Consider the following 16,433-nt stretch of genomic DNA (forward strand, 5'->3'; position numbering starts at 1 on the left):
GCGCGTGGCGCCGCTGGTTGTTCTCGGCCTTGAATCCCGCCTTCCTCACCGCGAGCAGGCTCATCACCGTATCGATGTCCGCCGACAGCGGGCTGCCCTCGTGCAGCAGCACGAGCTCCGGTGCGTCGGTGAACAGCGCCCGAAAGTCGTCGAGCCGGTTCTCGTCGTAGGTGTAGGCGTAGGCGCCGAACAGGTTGATGACGGCCAGCCTGTCGGCGACGTCGAAGGCCGCGCTCCCGACATCCCCGAAGTCCATCGGCATCGACCTCCGTCCCGGGCGCTTACAGGCGACTCGCGGCGAAATCGGCCGCCTGATCCACCATCCCGGCGTCGACGTATTGCCGGTGCGCGGCCGGGAAGCCCGACCCCGAACAGACGGGATCGTTGGGGACGCACAGGTCGATCGTCTTGGGTGCATACAGCGGGCCGACCGTGACCGGGGGCTCGTTGATGATGCTCATGAACTGGCCCGACGGCTTGCCGAAAAGGGCGACCGCGGCGACGTGGTTGGCGACGTCGGGGGGCATCGGCTCGGGTGGCTGCGCCAGATTTGCGCCGTCGGGCACCCTGTTCGCGGTGACGAAACCCATCACGGCGGCGCCCTGGGAGTATCCGCCCAACACCATTTTGGTCCGAGGACAGCTCGCCGCCATGGACTCGACGTGGTGGCCGGCGTCGGTGATGCCGTCGATGGCGGTGGGGAAGTCCGTGGTGGCCGGGTAGTTGACCGGGTACACACCGAGCGATTTGCCGCCCACCCGCGAGCGCAGCGTGTCGACGAAGTGCTGGCCGACGCCGCCGACGCCGGGAGGCTCGCTGGTTCCCCGGGCGAATACCACCTCGACGTCGGGGCACGGCTCGGCCGATGCGGACGGAATGGGCGCGATCGCCGACACCCAAATAGGCGCCGCCGCAGCGCAAATGAGGTTGAGGAGGGCAGGCAGCTTCACGCCGAAAATTTTGGCACACGGCGATGGCGGACGCTCGGTGAGCGTCCGGCCCGACTCGACCCGCCCTTCGACCGGGCAAAATCCCAGCTCAGGCGATGACGGTGGCGTCGACGCCCGCTCCATCGCGCTACTTGTCGGTGCCCGGAGTCGAGGGCCGACCCGCGTTCCGCCCGTGCACCAACGAAGTGGCCGAACGCAACACCCCCCGAAACGCGTAGGCGGCCGCCACCACCGACAGCAGAATGAGCAGGATGAACATCGGTAGCCAATTGCCCCGGCTGTGGTCGACTTCCCACCAGACGATGGTGAACAACACCACGCAGAGCAAGAGCACCACATCTCGCCAATTGCCCCGGTAAGTCAGTGCGGCCTGCCGTAACGCGCGATTCCGGTCGGCGACGTCGACCAGGTCATCGATGCGGTCGTCGATCGTGCGCTGCAGCGCGGCGCGTCTGCCGGTGGCCTCCGGGGGGAGGCGATCCAGCAAATCCATGTCCTGCTTGATCAGCCCTCGGTAGTCCGGGCCCCTGAACTGCCCGGCCGCAACGGCCAGCATCAGGCCACCGAAAACCGGCGCACTGTTGAGTGCGACTTGTCCCAAACCCACCACGTCCGTCCTCCATGTGCTATCCGTCCTGTGGTCCGTTGAGAATCGCCGAACGGGCGGAACGGATCAACCGCCCGCGGTCGACGGGCGCAGCGGTCAGGACGCTTTCGGGGGGCGCCCCCGCGCCGGGATCGCGGGCGTGCCCTGCAACGAGTCCATCGCCCGCACCAATTGCGGGTAGGCGATCGCGGGGCCGATCCAGCGGGTGAGATAACGCCGGAGGTCGTCGCCGCCGCGGGGCGGCCGGCCGGGATCCGCGAGAAACGAGTGCAGCACCCGCAGGCAGAACTCGTTCAGCTCGTCCAGGCCGGCCTCATCGAAACCGTAACGCTCCCAATCGATGTCGTAGCGATGCAGCATCGAGCGTCCGAACGCCAGCGCGGTGTCCGAGATGATCGAGACGCCCTGGCCGCCGCGGTGGCGGCGATTCAGGACGAATTCGACCTGATTGTCCGACGCCAGTTGTTCGATCGCGAACGCCATGCCCTCGGTCATCGCGAGGACCGGGTCGGTCACACCGCCGAGATGGCTCGCCAACCGGTCCAGGAAGCCGTCGGCCGACCGCATCGCGGTTGCCACCAGCAGCGCCTGGGTGCCGGGGAAGTACCGATAGACGGTCTGCCGGGTCACACCGAGGGCCCGCGCGACATCGGCGATCCGCGTCGCCGGGCCACGTTCGTCGATGATCTGCTCGGCGGCGTCCAGGATGCGCTCGATCGCCTCCTCGTCGGAGGCCGGCGTGTTCCCCGCCCACCCGTGGCTGCGCATGCTTATCCCGTCATCCCCATCGCTGGATCATAACGTCCATCGGGCGCTCCACGGATTCGCTTGAGCCACAACCGGTTACGGGGCAGCCGCGCCCAGGATGAGGGTGACGGCCTCGTCCAGCTGGCCGGCGATCTCCCGGTAGCTGACGAACCGCGCCGTCATCAGCGCGCCGGCGAACGTCATCTGCAAAGCCGACTTCACGGCGCGAGGCCACCCCGGACCCAGCGCGGCCCCGATCCGCCTCGACACCTCGGCCCCGATCTCCTCGCGCAGCGGCCTGACCGCGGGATCGTCGGCCATCAGCGCGGCCCCGCAGGCCGTCATCAGCTCCGGCTCGTCGGCGACCATCAGCGCCATGTCGCGCAACGTCGCGCTGACCCGCGCCGGGGTCGCGTCGTTGACGTCGGTGTGCAGCGGCAGGTCGCGCAGAAAGCGGAGGTACACCGCGGCCACCAGCGCGCTCTTCGACGGAAAGTAGGTGTATGCGCTGGCCGGGGAAACCCCGGCGCGGTTGGCGACCGCCCGCATCGTCAGGTTCGCGTACGACGACTCGCGCAGTTCCTCCAGGCCGGCGTCGAGGACCTTGCGGATCGTCTGGGCGGGCCGACGGTCGGAGCGGCGGGGTGTGGTGGCAACCGCTTCCCTGGACACCGGTCCAGTGTAGAAACGGCGTGGGCGTGCTGGTCCACTGGTCGCGCCCCGCAGCGCCCGGCTACGCCGCGCTTGCGAGCGCTCTAAGGTGGCGCCTATGGCCGAGGCCGACCGGCGCCGCTGGGACGACAAGTACGCCGCTCAGGGTCCGCCGCCGGTGGGTGCGGTGGACCCGCCCGACCTCCTGGTGCGGCACGCGGCGGCGTTTCCGACGGCCGGTCCCGCCCTCGACCTGGCCTGCGGGCGGGGGTTCGGCGCGGTGTGGCTGGCCCGGCGCGGCCTGCAGGTGTGGGGGTACGACGTTTCTCCGGTCGCGATCGACCAGGCCCGCGAGGTGGCCCGGGGCGCCGGCGTCGGAGGCCGCTGCCACTTCGAGGTGTTCGACCTCGATGACGGTCTGCCGGCCGGGCCGCCGGTCGCCGTGATCCTCTGCCACAGGTTCCGGGACCCCCGCCTCGACCGGGCGATCGTCGAGCGCCTGGCGCCGGGCGGGCTGCTGGCGATCGCCACGCTCAGCGAAGTGGGCGCCGCGCCGGGGCCGTTCCGCGCCGCCGCGGGCGAACTGCCCGCCGCGTTCGCCGAGCTCGAGCAGGTGGCCACCGGCGAGGGCCACGGTCAGGCGTGGCTGCTGGCCCGCCGCTGAGGGGGGCGCCTTCGAGACTGCGTCCAGATCACCCTTTGCCCGCAAAATCGCGATCTGAGCGCAGGCTCGGCGCCCTCGTCGCGGGCTCGAGAAGCGGTAGTGTCACCGAGATGGAGCGGCGCGTGCTCGAGGCGATCATCTATGAACGCGAACCGCCGATTGCGCGGATCATCCTGAACCGGGTCGACAAGGCCAACACCAAGGACGCCGTCTTGGTCACCGAGGTCGACGATTGCCTGCACGAGGCCGACCGCGACCGCGAGATCAAGGTCGTCATCCTCAAGGCCAACGGCAAGGGCTTCTGCGGCGGGCACGTCGCGCGCTGGGGCCCGGACGAGAACCCGTACCCGGACTTCGGAAACACCTTCGAAGACCTGTACAAGGGGACCGCCGACCTGTTCCTGTGGCCCACCCTCTACCTGTGGGAATTCCCCAAGCCGACGATTTCGCAGATCCACGGCTACTGCATGGGCGGCGGCATCTATCTGGGTCTGTTGACCGACTTCTGTGTGGCATCCGACGACGCGTATTTCCAGATGCCCCTTGCCCAGAGCCTCGGGGAACCCGGCGGGCACACCATGATCGAACCCTGGTTGCTGATGAACTGGCACCGCACCATGGACTGGCTGCTGCTGGCGCCGACGTTGTCCGCCCAGGAGGCGCTGGACTGGGGTCTGCTGAACAGGGTTGTGCCGCGCGAAGATCTGGAAGACACCGTCGAGGACATGGCGCGCAGGATCGCCCAAATCCCGTTGACCACGCTGATGGCGGTGAAGAACAACGTCAAGCGCGCCTGGGAATTGATGGGCATGCGGGTGCACCTGCAGGTCAGCCACATCCTGACCAACATGGTGGGCGCCGCCACCGACGTCCAGGCGCGGCGGGCCGAGCTCATGCAGTCGGGAATGAAGCCGCGCGATTTCGTCGGCCGCGACGAAAGTTCCTAGCGCGAGGCCTGACGGCTCCTCTCCCCGGCGATTTTTCGCCCGGCGGCGTGCCGCGCGGCGACGTAGCCGAACACCATCGAGCTGGCGATGCTCGCGCCCGCGCCCGGATAGGTGCGACCCATCACCGTCGCCGTGGTGTTGCCGGTGGCGTACAGGCCGTCGATCACCAGGTCCTGCTCGTCCAGGACCTGCGCGTGCTCGTTGGTGACGACGCCCCCGCACGTCCCGACGTCCGCCGGAAGCACCCGGGTGGCGTAGTAGGGCGCCCGGTCGAGGGGGCCGATGGCGGCGTTCGGCCGGTAGCCGGGATCGCCGAGGCAGTCGTTGTAGGCCGACTGACCGCGCCCGAAGTCGGGGTCCAGACCCTTGGCGGCGAACCGGTTGAACCGCTGGATCGTCCGCGCCAATTCGTCCGCGGGAAGGGCGATCTGGGCGGCGAGCTCGGCGACGGTGTCGCCGCGTTTGACCGCGCCGCTCTCGATGAGCTCCGGTGGCAGGTTCTGGTTGCGCTTGAACGGGTTGGTGCTGGTGACGTATCTGCGCACATAGCCCTCGTCGAAGATCATCCAGCAGGGCACCGCCTTGTTGGCATACATCGCCTTGCCGACCTCGACGTAGGAGTTCGACTCGTTGCAGAATCGGCGGCCGGTCGAGTCGACGTAGATCGCGCCGGGACGCTGGCGGCCCGACCCTAGCGAGGCGGCCACCGCCCCGCCGTTGGCGATGAAAACCGAAGGCAGCCACCAGGCCTCGTCCAGCAGATCGGTCCTGGCGCCGAGCCGCATCGCGGCCTGGAGCACCTCGCCGGTGTCGCCGGCGTTGGCGATCGACCACTTCGCCTCGTTGGGCTGATCGCCGCTGTACTCCCGGCGCATCTCGGCGTTGTGGCCGAAGCCGCCCGCCGCCAGCAGCACGCCTCGCCGGGCCTCCACGTTCTGCGAGACGCCACCGCGGGAGACGCGGGCGCCGACGACCCGGCCGTCGTCGACGATGAGATCTTCCATCGCCGCGTCCGTCCACAGCGGCGGCTGCCCACTGGAATCACTGCTGAGTTCGATGAGCGCCTTGAGCATCTGGGCGATCAGCGACGCCCCGTTGGTGAGGATCTGCCGACGACGCACGCGCGCGGCCGCGGTGCGCAGGAACACCCGCGCCGCGACGGCGAACGCGCGCGGCGAGCGGTTGTAGTACTGAACCGATCGCAGTTCGTTGGTCAGGACCACGAAGCCGTAATTCTTGGCCAGCGGCGGCTGCACCTTGTCGCACCAGCTGCCCAGCTCCGCGGCGTCGAAGGGGATGCCCTCGATGGCCCGGCCGGCTTCGTTGCCGCCCTTGTGGTTCGGGTAGTAGTCGCTCCATCCGGCGCAACGGACCAGCCGGACGCCCTTGCGCACGAGGAAATTCACCATTTCGTAGCCCGCGGTCAGGAACATCTCGCGGCGCGCGGGCGAGGACGGCGCGCCGATGTCGCCGACCACGTCGGCCAGGTAGGCCAGGCCGTCCTCGTGCGAGTCCGCGATGCCCTCGGCCCGCATCAAGGGGTTGTTGGGCAGCCAGACGATGCCGCCCGACAGGCCCGTCGACCCACCGACCAGCGCCTGCTTCTCGATGATCAGCGGTTCGAGCCCGCAGTCGAGCGCGGCCAGCCCGGCCACCATGCCGCCGCCGCCGCTGCCCGCGATCAGCAGGTCGACCGAGCGGTCCCACCGGGGGGTCATCGCCCCTCCACCCCGAATCCCAGCTCGGCCACGGGCACGTCGATGGTGGTGTTGGTCTTCTGGATCGCCGGCACCAGCGCGCCGTACGGCAGGCCGGCCAGGAAGCCGTCGATGACGCGTTCGAAGTTCGAGATCAGCCCCTCGATCCGGTCCGACAGTCGCATGTATTCAAACCCCTTGGAGTGCAGGCCTTTTTGCTGCCTGGGCAGGTTGGAGAAGTCCTGGGCGGGGATGGGCGGCCAGCGCGGGTCGTCGGGCGCCATCGGCTCTGGCGGGGTGGGTTTGTCGGTGATCTGGTCCGGCGGGATGCGGGTGAGCGACCAGATCTCGAACAGCGTCTCCTCCGGGCCCAGCGGGCGGATCCGGTAGGACGAGGCGCTGCTGTACTGGGGCAGCAGAAAGTAATGCGGGAAACAGAAGTTGATCGCTTCGGTGATCCCCCGCCGCGCCAGCTCGTTGAGGTCGGGCATGTCGCAACCCCGGGCGCGATGCCAATGGACGATGGCGTCGTTGAGGGTGCGGCGCCAGACGGCCATCGCCTCGGCCGGATCGGACGGCAGCTCCATGTCCTGCAGGCCCTCGGCGATGCGGACGTCGTTCTCGTGGGTCATGCCGGCCATGCCCTCGCCCAGCGTGCGCATGAAGTAGAGGTTGGTCTGGGCCAGGCCCGATGGTTTCGACGTCGGGGGCATTGCCGACGGCAGCAGTTGCGGGTGGGTCTGGGGGACGTGGTAGCCCTCCATGAACGCCGCCGTAGCCAGCTTCCAGTTCACCGGCAGACGGCACGACTGCCACCACTCGACGCGCAGCGATTCGACCTTCCATGCGTCATAGATCGACGCGAACGGCTCGATGCAGTCGCGCAGTTCAGGCGCGCCGTCGTCGAGGTTGATCCACGCGCACCCGCCCCAGAGCTCGCACCTGACCGGGACGAGCTGCAGGTCGTCCGGGCGCAGGTTGTCCTCGGCGAACTCCTCGGGCCGCAGCACGAATGTGTTGCGGCCGTCGATGCCCCAGCACCAGCCGTGGAACGGGCAGACGAACGTGCGCCGATTCCCGTTGCCCTCCACCAGCTTTACCCCGCGGTGACGGCATGCGTTGTGGTAGGCGCGCACGGTGTGGGTGTCGATCCGCACGACGACGATCGATTCGTCGAGGATCTCGTACTCGACGAAGTCGCCGACCTTCGGGATCTCCTCGAGGCGGCAGGCCATCTGCCACACGCGTGGCCAGAGCAGCTCCGCCTCCAGTTCGTAGAACTCCGCGTCGTAGTACCGCTGCTTGGGGATCCGGTCGGGCGTCTGAACCGCCCACGGCACCGGCAGGGGCGTCCAATCGACACCGGTTCTCTCCGAACCCGTCTCTACAGCCATCGCACTGTCCCTCGTGTCAGCTCATACGATCCGTGAGGCCCGCCCCTGCCAGTAACGCTCACGAATGCGCCGTTTGTAAAGCTTGCCGTTGGGGTCGCGGGGCAATTCGGGCTCGAATTCGACTGTGCGCGGGCACTTGTAGCCGGCCAGGTGCGCCCGGCAGTACGCGATGAGCTCGGCCTCCAGCTCCGGGCCGGGCGCCACGCCGTCGGCCGGTTGCACCACGGCCTTGACCTCCTCGCCGAACTCGTCGTTGGGCACGCCGAACACGGCCGCGTCGACGAGCTTGGGGTGCATGACCAGCAGGTTCTCCGCCTCCTGCGGGTAGATGTTGACCCCGCCCGAGACGATCATGAACGTCGACCGGTCGGTGAGGTAGAGATATCCGTCCTCGTCGACGTAGCCCATGTCGCCCAGCGACCGCCAGCCGCGGTCGTTGGACACCGATGCCGTCTTGGCCGGGTCCTTGAAGTACTCGAAATCGGGACCGCCCTCGAAGAACAGCTCGCCGGACCGGCCCGCGGGGAGTTCGACCCCGTCGTCGGAGAGCACGTGAACCGGGTGCAGCGGCTTGCCGACCGAACCGGGATGGGCGAGCCATTCCTCGGGCCCGATCGTGGTGCCCGCGAATCCCTCTGTGCCGCCGTAATACTCGTGGATGATGGGACCGAACCACTGCATCATCCGGTGCTTGACGTCCACCGGGCACGGGGCGGCCGCATGCAGCACGCACCGCAGGCTGGAGACGTCGTACTTCCGCCGGAGGGCCTCGGGCAGCTTGAGCATTCGCACGAACATCGTCGGGACGAACTGGGCGTGCGTGACGCGATGCGTCTCGATCAGCCGCAGCACGGCCTCGGCATCGAACTTGCGCATCAGGATCGCGGCGGCGCCGACGCGATGCACCGCCATGGTGTAGTTCACCCCCGCCGCGTGATAGAGCGGCGCGGGGGACAGGTACACGCTGGACGCGTCCATCCCGTACTTGTGGATCAGCGCCATCTCCAGGACCGCCTGGGCCCACGACCCGTTGCCGTCGGCGGGCAGCGCCCGGCGGACGGCCTTGGGCCGCCCGGTGGTGCCCGACGAATAGAGCATCTCCGAGCCGTCCGACGGCGGCGGGGGTTCGCCCGCGATTGTCAGGGCGTCCCCATACGAACGCCAGCCGGGCAGCTCGCCCCCGACCGCGACGTGGACCGCGACGCCGGCGTTGGCCGTGAGGACGTGTGCGGCCAGGTCGGCCCCCCAAGCCTCCGAGCCGTCGACGAAGACCGCCTTCGCGTCGGAGTCGTCGATGACGTAGGCGACCTCGTCGGGCGTGAAGTGGGTGTTGACCGCGGTGTAAAACAGCCCGGAAAGCTGGCAGCCCCAGGTGATTTCGAAGAACTCCGGTCGGTTCGGCAGCACCAGCGCCACGCCATCGCCGCGCCGCAACCCGGCGTCGTGCAGCAGGGCGGCGACGCGCAGGCTCCGCTCGTGCAGCGCCTTGTACGAGATGGTGTCGCCGTCCCCGATCGCGAGAGCCACCGAGTCGGGGGCCGTCGCAGCGTGGTCGGCGATGTTCACGGGCGGACCGGCCTAACTGGTTGCGGCGCCGTCGGTCTGTGAAGCCGCCGCCGCCTGGCGCCGGGCCTGTTCGGAGGGCAGCACCTTGTCCTTGAAGACCGTCTGGATCAGCTCCTGCACGTCCTTGCTGATCGACGCGAGCGCGACCAGGTCGTTGGAACTCTGCCAGTGCACCCGCATGCCCATCAGCTCCCAGGCGCGCTTGAGATTGGCCTTGGTCGCCAGCAGCGTGGTCATCGGCGCCTGGGCGATGTGGCGGGCGATGGCGTCGGCGCGCGCCTCCAGCTGGTCGCGCGGAACCACCTCGTTGACCAGCCCGACCTCCAGCGCCTTCTTCGCGTCGATGACCTCGGCCAGGTACAGGTAGTACGCCGCCCGCCGCCAGTTCATGAAGACCCAGGGCTCGATCGAGCATTCGCCGGACGGCATGCCGAAGCCCTGCAGCGGCGGGTAGGAGAAGTAGGCGTCCTCGGCGGCGATGACGATGTCGGTCGTCAGCCCGTAGTGGGTGCCCCCGCCGACGCAGTAGCCGTGCACGGCCGCGATGGTCGGCTTGGAGAACTCCCAGAGGTTCAGGATCGGCTTGACGAACAGGTCGGTCTGCGGCTTCCACGGGGTGCCCATCACCTTCGCGCCCTCGACGAACGCCGGATAGTCGACCGCGTTGTTGCCGATGGCGTGCCCGGAGCAGAAGCCCTTGCCGTTGGCCTTGAGGATCAGCACCTTGATGTCGTAGTCGCGGTCCGCGTCGAGCAGCGCGGCGTCGACTTCCTCGGCCAGTTTCTGGTCCTGGGCGTTCGCCTTCTCGGGCCAGTTGAGGATGACGCGGGCGATCGGGCCTTCCTTTTCGTAGACGATCCTCTCGCGGGTCTCGTTGAGATCCATGCAGGCTCACCTTTCGCTATCTCGAATTATGCAGTGATGACGCCGATTTCGGCGCCGATGTCGTACGTCGTCCCCACCTGTCCGGTCCATTGCACGACGCCGGAAGCGCCGGCCTCGATTTCCTGTTCCACCTTCTCGGTGGCGATCACATAGATCGGTGTGCCCTCCTCGACGCGCTCACCCGCCTCCACGAGCAGGCCGGTGAGCTCGGCCTCCGAGACGGCCACCGACACACGGGGGATGCGGATGATGAAGTCAGCCATGCACTTTGGCCCTCCCCGCGCTCTCGAAAGTGCGCTGGGCGGCCGCAACGATGCGCGGCGGCGACGGGTACATCTGTGCCTCGAGCGCGGCCGCGGCCGGGTTGGGGACGAACCTGGCGCCCACCCGTTCGATCGGTGCTGCCAGCTCGCCGAACAGTTCGGCCTGCAGGATCGCGGCGATTTCCGCTCCCGGGCCTGCGAATTGGACCGCGTCGTGCGCGATCACGACTCTGGCTGTGCGGCGCGCCGATTCGACGATGGTCTCGACGTCGAGGGGCACCAGGGTGCGCAGATCCACGACCTCGGCGCTGACGCCCTGTTCGGCCAGCGTGTCCGCCGCCGCGAGCGCGTCGTGCACGGGGCGGCCGTACGCGATCAGCGTCACGTCGGTGCCGGGCCGCTTGATGTCGGCCCGTCCCAGGGGGATTGAGAATCCGGGTTCGGCGGGGACGGGCCCTTTCTTGCCCTGCAGCCGGATCGTCTCGATGAACAGGCAGGGGTCCGGATCGAAGATCGCCGCCGTCAGAAGGCCTTTGCCGTCGCGCGGGGTGGACGGCACGATGACCTTCATCCCCGGGATGTGCATGAACCAGGCCTCCAGGCTCTGCGAGTGCGTGGCCCCGGTGGCCAGCCCGGCGTAGACCTGGGTGCGGATCGTGATCGGTGCGGTCGTGCGGCCCGCGGTCATGAACCGCAGCTTGGCGGCGTTGTTGATCAGCTGGTCGGCGGCGATGCCGATGAAATCCATGATCATGATCTCGGCCACGGGCAGCATCCCGTCGATCGCCGCACCGATCGCGGCGCCGACGATCGCGGCCTCCGAGATCGGGGTGTCCAAGACCCGGTCGTGGCCGTACTTGGTGGACAACCCCGCCGTGGGCCCCGAGGCGCCGGGATCGGCGATGTCCTCACCGAGCAGGAACACCCGCTCGTCGGCCGCCAGCGCCTCATCGAGCGCGAGGTTCAGCGCCTCGCGCATCGTCATCTCTTTGTCTTGCGTCATGCCGGAAACCCGATCGGGGTTGCGTACACGTCGCGGTCGAGTTCCTCGGTCGACGGGGTCTCCGCGGCCATGACCGCCGCCAGGGCGTCCTCCACCCTGGCGAGCGCGTGGGCGTCGATGCGGTCGAGTTCGTCGGGGCCGCAGATTCCGGCCTGCCCGAGATGGTCGCGAAACCGGGGCACCGGGTCGGCCGCCATGGCCGCGGCCAGTTGCTCCTTGGGGATGTAGGGCATCCGGTCTCCGAAGTAGTGGCCGCGGAAGCGGAACGTCACGCACTCGATGAACGTGGGGCCCCGGCCGGTGCGGGCGCGGCGCAGGGCGTCGTCGAGCGCGGATTTCACCGCCAGCGGGTCGTTGCCGTCGACGCGGACGCCCGGCATGCCGTAGCCGGCCGCCCGCCCCGCCACGTGCTCGAGCTTCATCGTGTCCGACGTCGGCGTCATCTCGGCGAACAGGTTGTTCTGGCAGACAAAGACCAGCGGCAGGTCCCACAGCGCGGCCATGTTGGCCGCCTCGTGGAACGAGCCGGTGTTCGTCGCGCCGTCGCCGAAGCTGACCACCGTGACGCGGTCGAGGCCCTTGCGCTTGGCGGCCATCGCCAGCCCGACGGCCACCGGCGGTCCGGCCCCGACGATCCCGGTCGAGAGCATGACGCCCTTGTCGGGCTTGGCGATGTGCATGGTGCCGCCCTTGCCCCGGCTCGCGCCGACGGTGCGCCCCATCATCTCGCCGTAGATCTCCTCGAGCGGGACGCCCTTGCCGATCAGGTCGTGCAGCCCACGGTAGGTCGTGACCAGTTGGTCGTCGGGCCGCAGCGCCACCCCCATCGCGGCGGCGATCGCCTCCTGCCCACGCGACGGCCAATACACGCACATGAATTCGCCGGTGCCGATGCCCTTGGACAGCCGGTCGTCGGCGGCCTTCATCAGGATCATCAATTCGTAGAGGCGACGTTCGACGTGCGTTGCGGCCTGACCGTCGCTCACCTACACCCTCCAGTCATTGTGCACCCCAACACGATTGGCGACGGCGTCGTCAGCCGCCCGACCACGGCTTGACCTTGAGGAAGCCGCCCCCGTCGACGCGCAGCTGCTGGCCGGTGATGTAGCGCGCCGCGTCGGACGCCAGGAACAGCACCGCCTCGCTGATGTCCTCGGGCTCGACGTACGGGATGGGCATCGCCTGGACCACCGGGAAGACCGGTTCGGCGTCCTCGCGCGTCGGCTCCTTCAGGTCGGGGCGGAACGCGCGGTACATCGGTGCGCTGTGCAGCATGTCGGTGTTGACATTGGTCGGATGCACCGCGTTCATCCGGATGGAGAACTTGGCCAGCGCCAGCGCGAAGTCGTTGACGTAGTGCGCGGCAGCGAGTTTCGCGAACGCGTAGCCGGCTCCGCCAGGGCCGCCATCGATTCCCGTGGTGTTCATCGACGACATGAACGCCGCGTTCGACCCGATCACGATGATCGACGCGCCGGCGCGCAGGTGCTTCAGGCTGGTGTGCACCAGGTTCAGCACGCCGACCAGGTCGACATCGACCGCATCGGCGAACGCCTGCGGCGGCAGGCCCGCGGTGAGCGGGCAGATGCCGGCGTTGGCCACCACGATGTCGAGGTGGCCGAACTCGGCCACGCCCTGATCGATCGCGGCGGCCAGGGCCGCCCGGTCGCGGACGTCGGCGATCGCCGTGAACGCGCGCTGCCCCTCCTTCTCCACCAGTCGCGCCGTCTCGTCGAGATCCTCGGGACGCGCCAGCGGGTACTCGTTCGTCTCGATGTCCGCACACAGGTCCACCGCGATGATGTCGGCGCCCTCCGCGGCCAGCAGCCGCGCATGGGAACGGCCCTGGCCGCGCGCCGCCCCGCTGATCACGGCCACCTTGCCCGTCACCCTGCCCATATCCGTCCTTTGCCCCTACACCGGCGACCCGCGTTGGGGGCCAACGCTATTCGGCGCCGCAGAGCCGGGAATGTGCGTACTCACCGCATCGCGGAGGGGGAGCGATCCAATGGTCGGCTCCATCACGTGTCTTCCACGGAAACTGCGCGTGGCCGCAGCCGGGCTCTCGATATCCCTTAGAGTAGCTAGAATACTTAAAATAGCAAGAAAGACGACCTAGGGGGTTGCCTTGTCGGGCGTGCTGAGCGGTGTCCGGGTGGTCGAGTTGGCGTCGTGGACCTACGTGCCATCGGCCGGCGCCGCCCTCTCCGACTGGGGCGCCGACGTGATCAAGGTGGAGGGCGTCGCCGCGGGGGACCCCGGGCGCGCGCTGGTCGTCGGCGGCTTCACCCGCGAAGCCGCCCGCCCCGACGCCGACTTCATCCTCGAGCTGGGCAACCGGGGCAAGCGCAGCATCGCCATCGACATCAAGTCGGAGATGGGGCGCGAGCTGTTCGGTCGCCTGCTGGCCAGTGCGGATGTGTTCCTGACCAATTGGCTGCCCGGCGCACTGGAGCGGGCACGGCTGACCGTCGACGACGTCCGCGGGTTCAACCCGAAGATCATCATCGCCCGCGGCACCGGGCTGGGGGTCCGGGGACCCGACCGGGATCGCGGCGGATTCGACGCCGCCACCTATCTGGCGCGCGGTGGGGTGGCCTACACGCTCACGCCGTTCGGCACCGACACGCCCGCCGTCCAGGGGCCGGCGTTCGGTGACCTGCAGGGCGGCGCAACGCTGGCGGGGGGCGTGTGCGCGGCGTTGTTTCACCGGGAACGGACCGGCGAACCGACGATCGTGGACTCGTCGTTGCTGGCACAGGCGATGTGGGCGATCGCTCCGTCGATCTCGGCGGCCGACTTCTTCGATATCGACGGCATTCCCGGTGCGCCGCCCGGGCTGGCCATCAACCCCTTGGTCAATCGGTACAAGACCAAGGACGGCCGGTGGATTCAGCTGGTGTTCTTACAGCCCGACAAGTTCTGGGCCGGCTTCTGCGAGCGCATGGGGTTTCCGGAGTTGGCCACCGACGAGCGGTTTGTGCCCTCGAGCAACCTGATCGCCAACGCCGCCGCGGCGACCGAGCTGGTGGCGAATGCCTTTGCCCGGCATGACCTTACGCACTGGCAGGAGGTCCTCGCGGACGAACCCGGCGTGTGGGGTGCCCTCGCGACGCCGCGCGAGACCCTCAACGACCCGCAGGTCGAACCGAACGGGTACGTGGTGACCAACGTCGACGACCATGGCGAGAAGTACCGCATCGTCGCGGCGCCCGTTCAGTTCGACGAAACCCCGCCGGCGCCCGCCCGCGCCCCGGAGCACGGGCAGCACACCGAGGAAATTCTGCTGGAGCTCGGCGTCGACTGGGACGACATCGCCAAAGCGAAGGATCGCCGGGCGATCCTGTGAGCGGCGCCCGGATCAGCCGGCCACCGCGGCCCTGCGGGCGGCGATCTTGGCGCGTACCGCGTTCATGTCGAGCGATTTCACCTGGCTGATCAGGTCTTCCAGCACGGCGGGAGGCATCGCACCCGGTTGGCTGTAGACCAGGACGCCGTCACGGAACGCCATGATGGTCGGGACTGACCGGATGCCCAGCGCGGCGGCCAGCTCCGGGTCGGCCTGGGTGTCGACCTTGGCGTGCACGACGTCCGGGTGAGCCTGCGCCGAACGGTCGTAAACCGGCGCGAAGGCCTGACAGGGGCGGCAGTACGCGGCCCAAAAATCAACCAGGACAAGCGAGTTGTCGATGATGGTCGATTCGAACGTCTCGTGGGTGAGGGCGGTGGTTGCCATGGTGGTTCCTTCCGGTTCGACTGCTTACCTGTGACAACTTATACCCTATGGGGTATATTCCACAGTAGCTCAGTTGATACCCCGGCGGGTACCGTGTGCGGTAACGACAAATGAGACGGAGGATCCAGTGATTGGTGATCAGGACAGCGTCGGCGCGGTGCTCAACCGGCTGCGGCGGGCACAGGGCCAGCTTGCCGGGGTGATCTCGATGATCGAGCAGGGCCGCGACTGCAAGGACGTCGTCACCCAGCTCGCGGCGGTTTCGCGCGCTCTCGACCGTGCCGGATTCAAGATCGTCGCGACCGGATTGAAGGAATGTGTCACGGGTACCACGGCGGACGGCGCAACGCCGCTGAGCGAGGCCGAGCTGGAGAAGCTGTTCCTGGCGCTCGCCTGAGCGGGCGGCGACGGCAACAAACGGAAGGAAGCCATGATGAATCTCGCCATTGCGACACCGCTGCAGACCACCTTCGAGGACGCGGTCGCCAAGACCCGCGAGGCGCTCGCGGAGCAGGGCTTCGGCGTGCTCACCGAGATCGACGTGAAGGCCACGCTGAAGGCCAAACTAGGCCATGACATGGAGGACTACCTCATCCTCGGCGCGTGCAACCCGCCGCTGGCGCACCGGGCCCTGGACGCGCGGCGCCAGATCGGCCTGCTGCTGCCGTGCAATGTCGTCGTCCGGGCCGACCCCGACCACGCCGGCACGGTGCTCGTCGAGGCCATGAATCCGGGGCTGCTGGTCGAGGTCACCGGCGAGCCGGAACTGCGTCCGGTCGCCGAGGAGGTCACCGACAGGCTCAAGGCGGCCATCGACTCCCTCCAGCCCGCGGTTCACCACTGAGCGGGGCCGGGCGATGTCGGATCACCAGCATCACCACGAAATACTGCAGGACCTGCTGCCGCAGCACCGCGCGCTTCGCAAACAGATCCCCGAGGTCTATCAGGGGTTCGCGGCACTGAGCGGCGCCGCCCTGACCGATGGGGCGCTGAGCCGCAAGGTCAAGGAGCTCATGGCGCTGGCGATCGGGGTCGTCGAGGGTTGCGATGGCTGCATCGCCTCGCACGCGCAGGGCGCCGCGCGCGCCGGCGCCACCCGGGAGGAAGCCGCCGAGGCCATCGGCGTCACCTTCCTCATGCACGGCGGTCCGGCCACCATTTACGGCGCGCGCGCCTACACGGCTTTCTGCGAATTCGCCGACGCCGAGGCCGCCAAGTCGTCATAGCCGCGGCGCCGCTGCCGAAGGACCCGATGTACGGGGACCAAAGTCATTGGCTGCCAAGGATGTGCTGACCTTTGCCGTCCCGCGTCGTAGGTTTGTC

General features: G+C 68.5%; 20 protein-coding genes. 6 read left to right on the top strand and 14 right to left on the bottom strand.

Features of this window, described 5'->3' with window-relative positions:
- The 5 genes from A5696_RS17380 to A5696_RS17400 form a co-directional block, all read right to left on the bottom strand.
- Positions 1-256, bottom strand: a 256-nt coding sequence (locus A5696_RS17380; protein WP_197517004.1) for a nuclear transport factor 2 family protein, incomplete at its 3' end; no start/stop codon positions are given.
- 25 nt (positions 257-281) lie between these two features.
- A complete protein-coding gene (locus tag A5696_RS17385) occupies positions 282-923 on the bottom strand; it encodes a cutinase family protein (RefSeq protein ID WP_067881686.1) in 642 nt (213 codons plus the stop codon).
- A gap of 154 nt (positions 924-1,077) precedes the next feature.
- Positions 1,078-1,506 (bottom strand): hypothetical protein, encoded by a 429-nt coding sequence (locus tag A5696_RS17390; RefSeq protein WP_197517007.1) that lies wholly within the window; start codon positions 1,504-1,506, stop codon positions 1,078-1,080.
- A gap of 147 nt (positions 1,507-1,653) precedes the next feature.
- Positions 1,654-2,325, bottom strand: coding sequence for a TetR/AcrR family transcriptional regulator (locus tag A5696_RS17395; protein ID WP_067881579.1), 672 nt, complete (start codon positions 2,323-2,325; stop codon positions 1,654-1,656).
- A 75-nt stretch (positions 2,326-2,400) separates the two neighbouring features.
- The gene (locus A5696_RS17400) at positions 2,401-2,976 is read right to left on the bottom strand and encodes a TetR/AcrR family transcriptional regulator (RefSeq protein WP_067881582.1); all 576 of its coding nucleotides are present in this window, start codon (positions 2,974-2,976) and stop codon (positions 2,401-2,403) included.
- A 97-nt stretch (positions 2,977-3,073) separates the two neighbouring features.
- On the opposite strand from A5696_RS17400, the gene A5696_RS17405 reads away from it, so the two are divergent.
- Together A5696_RS17405 and A5696_RS17410 are read left to right on the top strand one after the other, a co-directional pair.
- On the top strand, positions 3,074-3,619 hold the full coding sequence (locus A5696_RS17405) for a bifunctional 2-polyprenyl-6-hydroxyphenol methylase/3-demethylubiquinol 3-O-methyltransferase UbiG (RefSeq protein ID WP_067881585.1): 546 nt from the start codon (positions 3,074-3,076) through the stop codon (positions 3,617-3,619).
- A 110-nt stretch (positions 3,620-3,729) separates the two neighbouring features.
- Entirely contained in the window at positions 3,730-4,566 is an 837-nt protein-coding gene (locus tag A5696_RS17410; protein WP_067881588.1) for an enoyl-CoA hydratase-related protein, read from the top strand.
- Here the strand turns inward: A5696_RS17410 and A5696_RS17415 are convergent.
- The 8 genes from A5696_RS17415 to A5696_RS17450 all read right to left on the bottom strand — a co-directional run bounded on the left by A5696_RS17415 (position 4,563) and on the right by A5696_RS17450 (position 13,273).
- Positions 4,563-6,284, bottom strand: a complete 1,722-nt coding sequence (locus tag A5696_RS17415) for an FAD-binding protein (RefSeq protein WP_067881591.1) — start codon at positions 6,282-6,284, stop codon at positions 4,563-4,565. The two genes, A5696_RS17410 and A5696_RS17415, sit on opposite strands and share 4 nt — an antisense overlap.
- Entirely contained in the window at positions 6,281-7,657 is a 1,377-nt protein-coding gene (locus A5696_RS17420; protein WP_067881594.1) for an SRPBCC family protein, read from the bottom strand. The genes A5696_RS17415 and A5696_RS17420 overlap by 4 nt, the downstream gene beginning before the upstream one ends.
- A 21-nt stretch (positions 7,658-7,678) precedes the next feature.
- A complete protein-coding gene (locus A5696_RS17425) occupies positions 7,679-9,223 on the bottom strand; it encodes an acyl-CoA synthetase (RefSeq protein ID WP_067881597.1) in 1,545 nt (514 codons plus the stop codon).
- Positions 9,224-9,235: 12 nt separating this feature from the next.
- On the bottom strand, positions 9,236-10,108 hold the full coding sequence (locus tag A5696_RS17430; protein ID WP_067881599.1) for an enoyl-CoA hydratase-related protein: 873 nt from the start codon (positions 10,106-10,108) through the stop codon (positions 9,236-9,238).
- Positions 10,109-10,134: 26 nt separating this feature from the next.
- Positions 10,135-10,371, bottom strand: a complete 237-nt coding sequence (locus tag A5696_RS17435; protein WP_067881602.1) for a biotin/lipoyl-containing protein — start codon at positions 10,369-10,371, stop codon at positions 10,135-10,137.
- On the bottom strand, positions 10,364-11,374 hold the full coding sequence (locus tag A5696_RS17440) for an alpha-ketoacid dehydrogenase subunit beta (protein WP_067881605.1): 1,011 nt from the start codon (positions 11,372-11,374) through the stop codon (positions 10,364-10,366). Before A5696_RS17440 ends, A5696_RS17435 begins: the two co-directional genes overlap by 8 nt.
- Positions 11,371-12,309 (bottom strand): thiamine pyrophosphate-dependent dehydrogenase E1 component subunit alpha, encoded by a 939-nt coding sequence (locus A5696_RS17445; protein ID WP_082969053.1) that lies wholly within the window; start codon positions 12,307-12,309, stop codon positions 11,371-11,373. Before A5696_RS17445 ends, A5696_RS17440 begins: the two co-directional genes overlap by 4 nt.
- 100 nt (positions 12,310-12,409) lie before the next feature.
- Positions 12,410-13,273 carry a mycofactocin-coupled SDR family oxidoreductase gene (locus A5696_RS17450; protein ID WP_067881611.1) on the bottom strand — a complete coding sequence of 288 codons (864 nt, stop codon included), beginning with the start codon at positions 13,271-13,273 and terminating at the stop codon, positions 12,410-12,412.
- A 229-nt stretch (positions 13,274-13,502) separates the two neighbouring features.
- Between A5696_RS17450 and A5696_RS17455 the strand changes: the two genes are divergently transcribed.
- Positions 13,503-14,723: a CaiB/BaiF CoA-transferase family protein gene (locus tag A5696_RS17455; protein WP_067881614.1), complete on the top strand. Its 1,221-nt coding sequence runs from the start codon at positions 13,503-13,505 to the stop codon at positions 14,721-14,723.
- Between the two features lie 12 nt (positions 14,724-14,735).
- On the opposite strand, the gene A5696_RS17460 is transcribed toward A5696_RS17455, so the two are convergent.
- Positions 14,736-15,110 (bottom strand): co-chaperone YbbN, encoded by a 375-nt coding sequence (locus A5696_RS17460; RefSeq protein ID WP_067881617.1) that lies wholly within the window; start codon positions 15,108-15,110, stop codon positions 14,736-14,738.
- Positions 15,111-15,237: 127 nt separating this feature from the next.
- On the opposite strand from A5696_RS17460, the gene A5696_RS17465 reads away from it, so the two are divergent.
- Genes A5696_RS17465 through A5696_RS17475 form a run of 3 tightly spaced genes read left to right on the top strand, consistent with a single transcriptional unit; the run spans position 15,238 to position 16,336 of the window.
- On the top strand, positions 15,238-15,507 hold the full coding sequence (locus A5696_RS17465; RefSeq protein WP_067881621.1) for a metal-sensitive transcriptional regulator: 270 nt from the start codon (positions 15,238-15,240) through the stop codon (positions 15,505-15,507).
- A gap of 36 nt (positions 15,508-15,543) precedes the next feature.
- Positions 15,544-15,954 carry a DUF302 domain-containing protein gene (locus tag A5696_RS17470; protein WP_067881688.1) on the top strand — a complete coding sequence of 137 codons (411 nt, stop codon included), beginning with the start codon at positions 15,544-15,546 and terminating at the stop codon, positions 15,952-15,954.
- A 13-nt stretch (positions 15,955-15,967) separates the two neighbouring features.
- The gene (locus tag A5696_RS17475) at positions 15,968-16,336 is read left to right on the top strand and encodes a carboxymuconolactone decarboxylase family protein (protein WP_067881624.1); all 369 of its coding nucleotides are present in this window, start codon (positions 15,968-15,970) and stop codon (positions 16,334-16,336) included.
- The last annotated feature ends 97 nt before the right edge of the window (positions 16,337-16,433 follow it).

Source organism: Mycobacterium sp. E2699 (assembly GCF_001666745.1).
GTDB lineage: Bacteria > Actinomycetota > Actinomycetes > Mycobacteriales > Mycobacteriaceae > Mycobacterium.

Excerpts from the sequence above, each read along its gene's own strand:
- A5696_RS17390 (WP_197517007.1), bottom strand. The coding sequence starts at position 1,506 with ATGCTGGCCGTTGCGGCCGGGCAGTTCAGGGGCCCGGACTACCGAGGG.
- A5696_RS17395 (WP_067881579.1), bottom strand. The coding sequence starts at position 2,325 with ATGCGCAGCCACGGGTGGGCGGGGAACACGCCGGCCTCCGACGAGGAG.
- A5696_RS17405 (WP_067881585.1), top strand. The coding sequence starts at position 3,074 with ATGGCCGAGGCCGACCGGCGCCGCTGGGACGACAAGTACGCCGCTCAG.
- A5696_RS17410 (WP_067881588.1), top strand. The coding sequence starts at position 3,730 with ATGGAGCGGCGCGTGCTCGAGGCGATCATCTATGAACGCGAACCGCCG.
- A5696_RS17415 (WP_067881591.1), bottom strand. The coding sequence starts at position 6,284 with ATGACCCCCCGGTGGGACCGCTCGGTCGACCTGCTGATCGCGGGCAGC.
- A5696_RS17420 (WP_067881594.1), bottom strand. The coding sequence starts at position 7,657 with ATGGCTGTAGAGACGGGTTCGGAGAGAACCGGTGTCGATTGGACGCCC.
- A5696_RS17430 (WP_067881599.1), bottom strand. The coding sequence starts at position 10,108 with ATGGATCTCAACGAGACCCGCGAGAGGATCGTCTACGAAAAGGAAGGC.
- A5696_RS17435 (WP_067881602.1), bottom strand. The coding sequence starts at position 10,371 with ATGGCTGACTTCATCATCCGCATCCCCCGTGTGTCGGTGGCCGTCTCG.
- A5696_RS17440 (WP_067881605.1), bottom strand. The coding sequence starts at position 11,374 with ATGACGCAAGACAAAGAGATGACGATGCGCGAGGCGCTGAACCTCGCG.
- A5696_RS17445 (WP_082969053.1), bottom strand. The coding sequence starts at position 12,309 with ATGATCCTGATGAAGGCCGCCGACGACCGGCTGTCCAAGGGCATCGGC.
- A5696_RS17450 (WP_067881611.1), bottom strand. The coding sequence starts at position 13,273 with ATGGGCAGGGTGACGGGCAAGGTGGCCGTGATCAGCGGGGCGGCGCGC.
- A5696_RS17460 (WP_067881617.1), bottom strand. The coding sequence starts at position 15,110 with ATGGCAACCACCGCCCTCACCCACGAGACGTTCGAATCGACCATCATC.
- A5696_RS17470 (WP_067881688.1), top strand. The coding sequence starts at position 15,544 with ATGAATCTCGCCATTGCGACACCGCTGCAGACCACCTTCGAGGACGCG.
- A5696_RS17475 (WP_067881624.1), top strand. The coding sequence starts at position 15,968 with ATGTCGGATCACCAGCATCACCACGAAATACTGCAGGACCTGCTGCCG.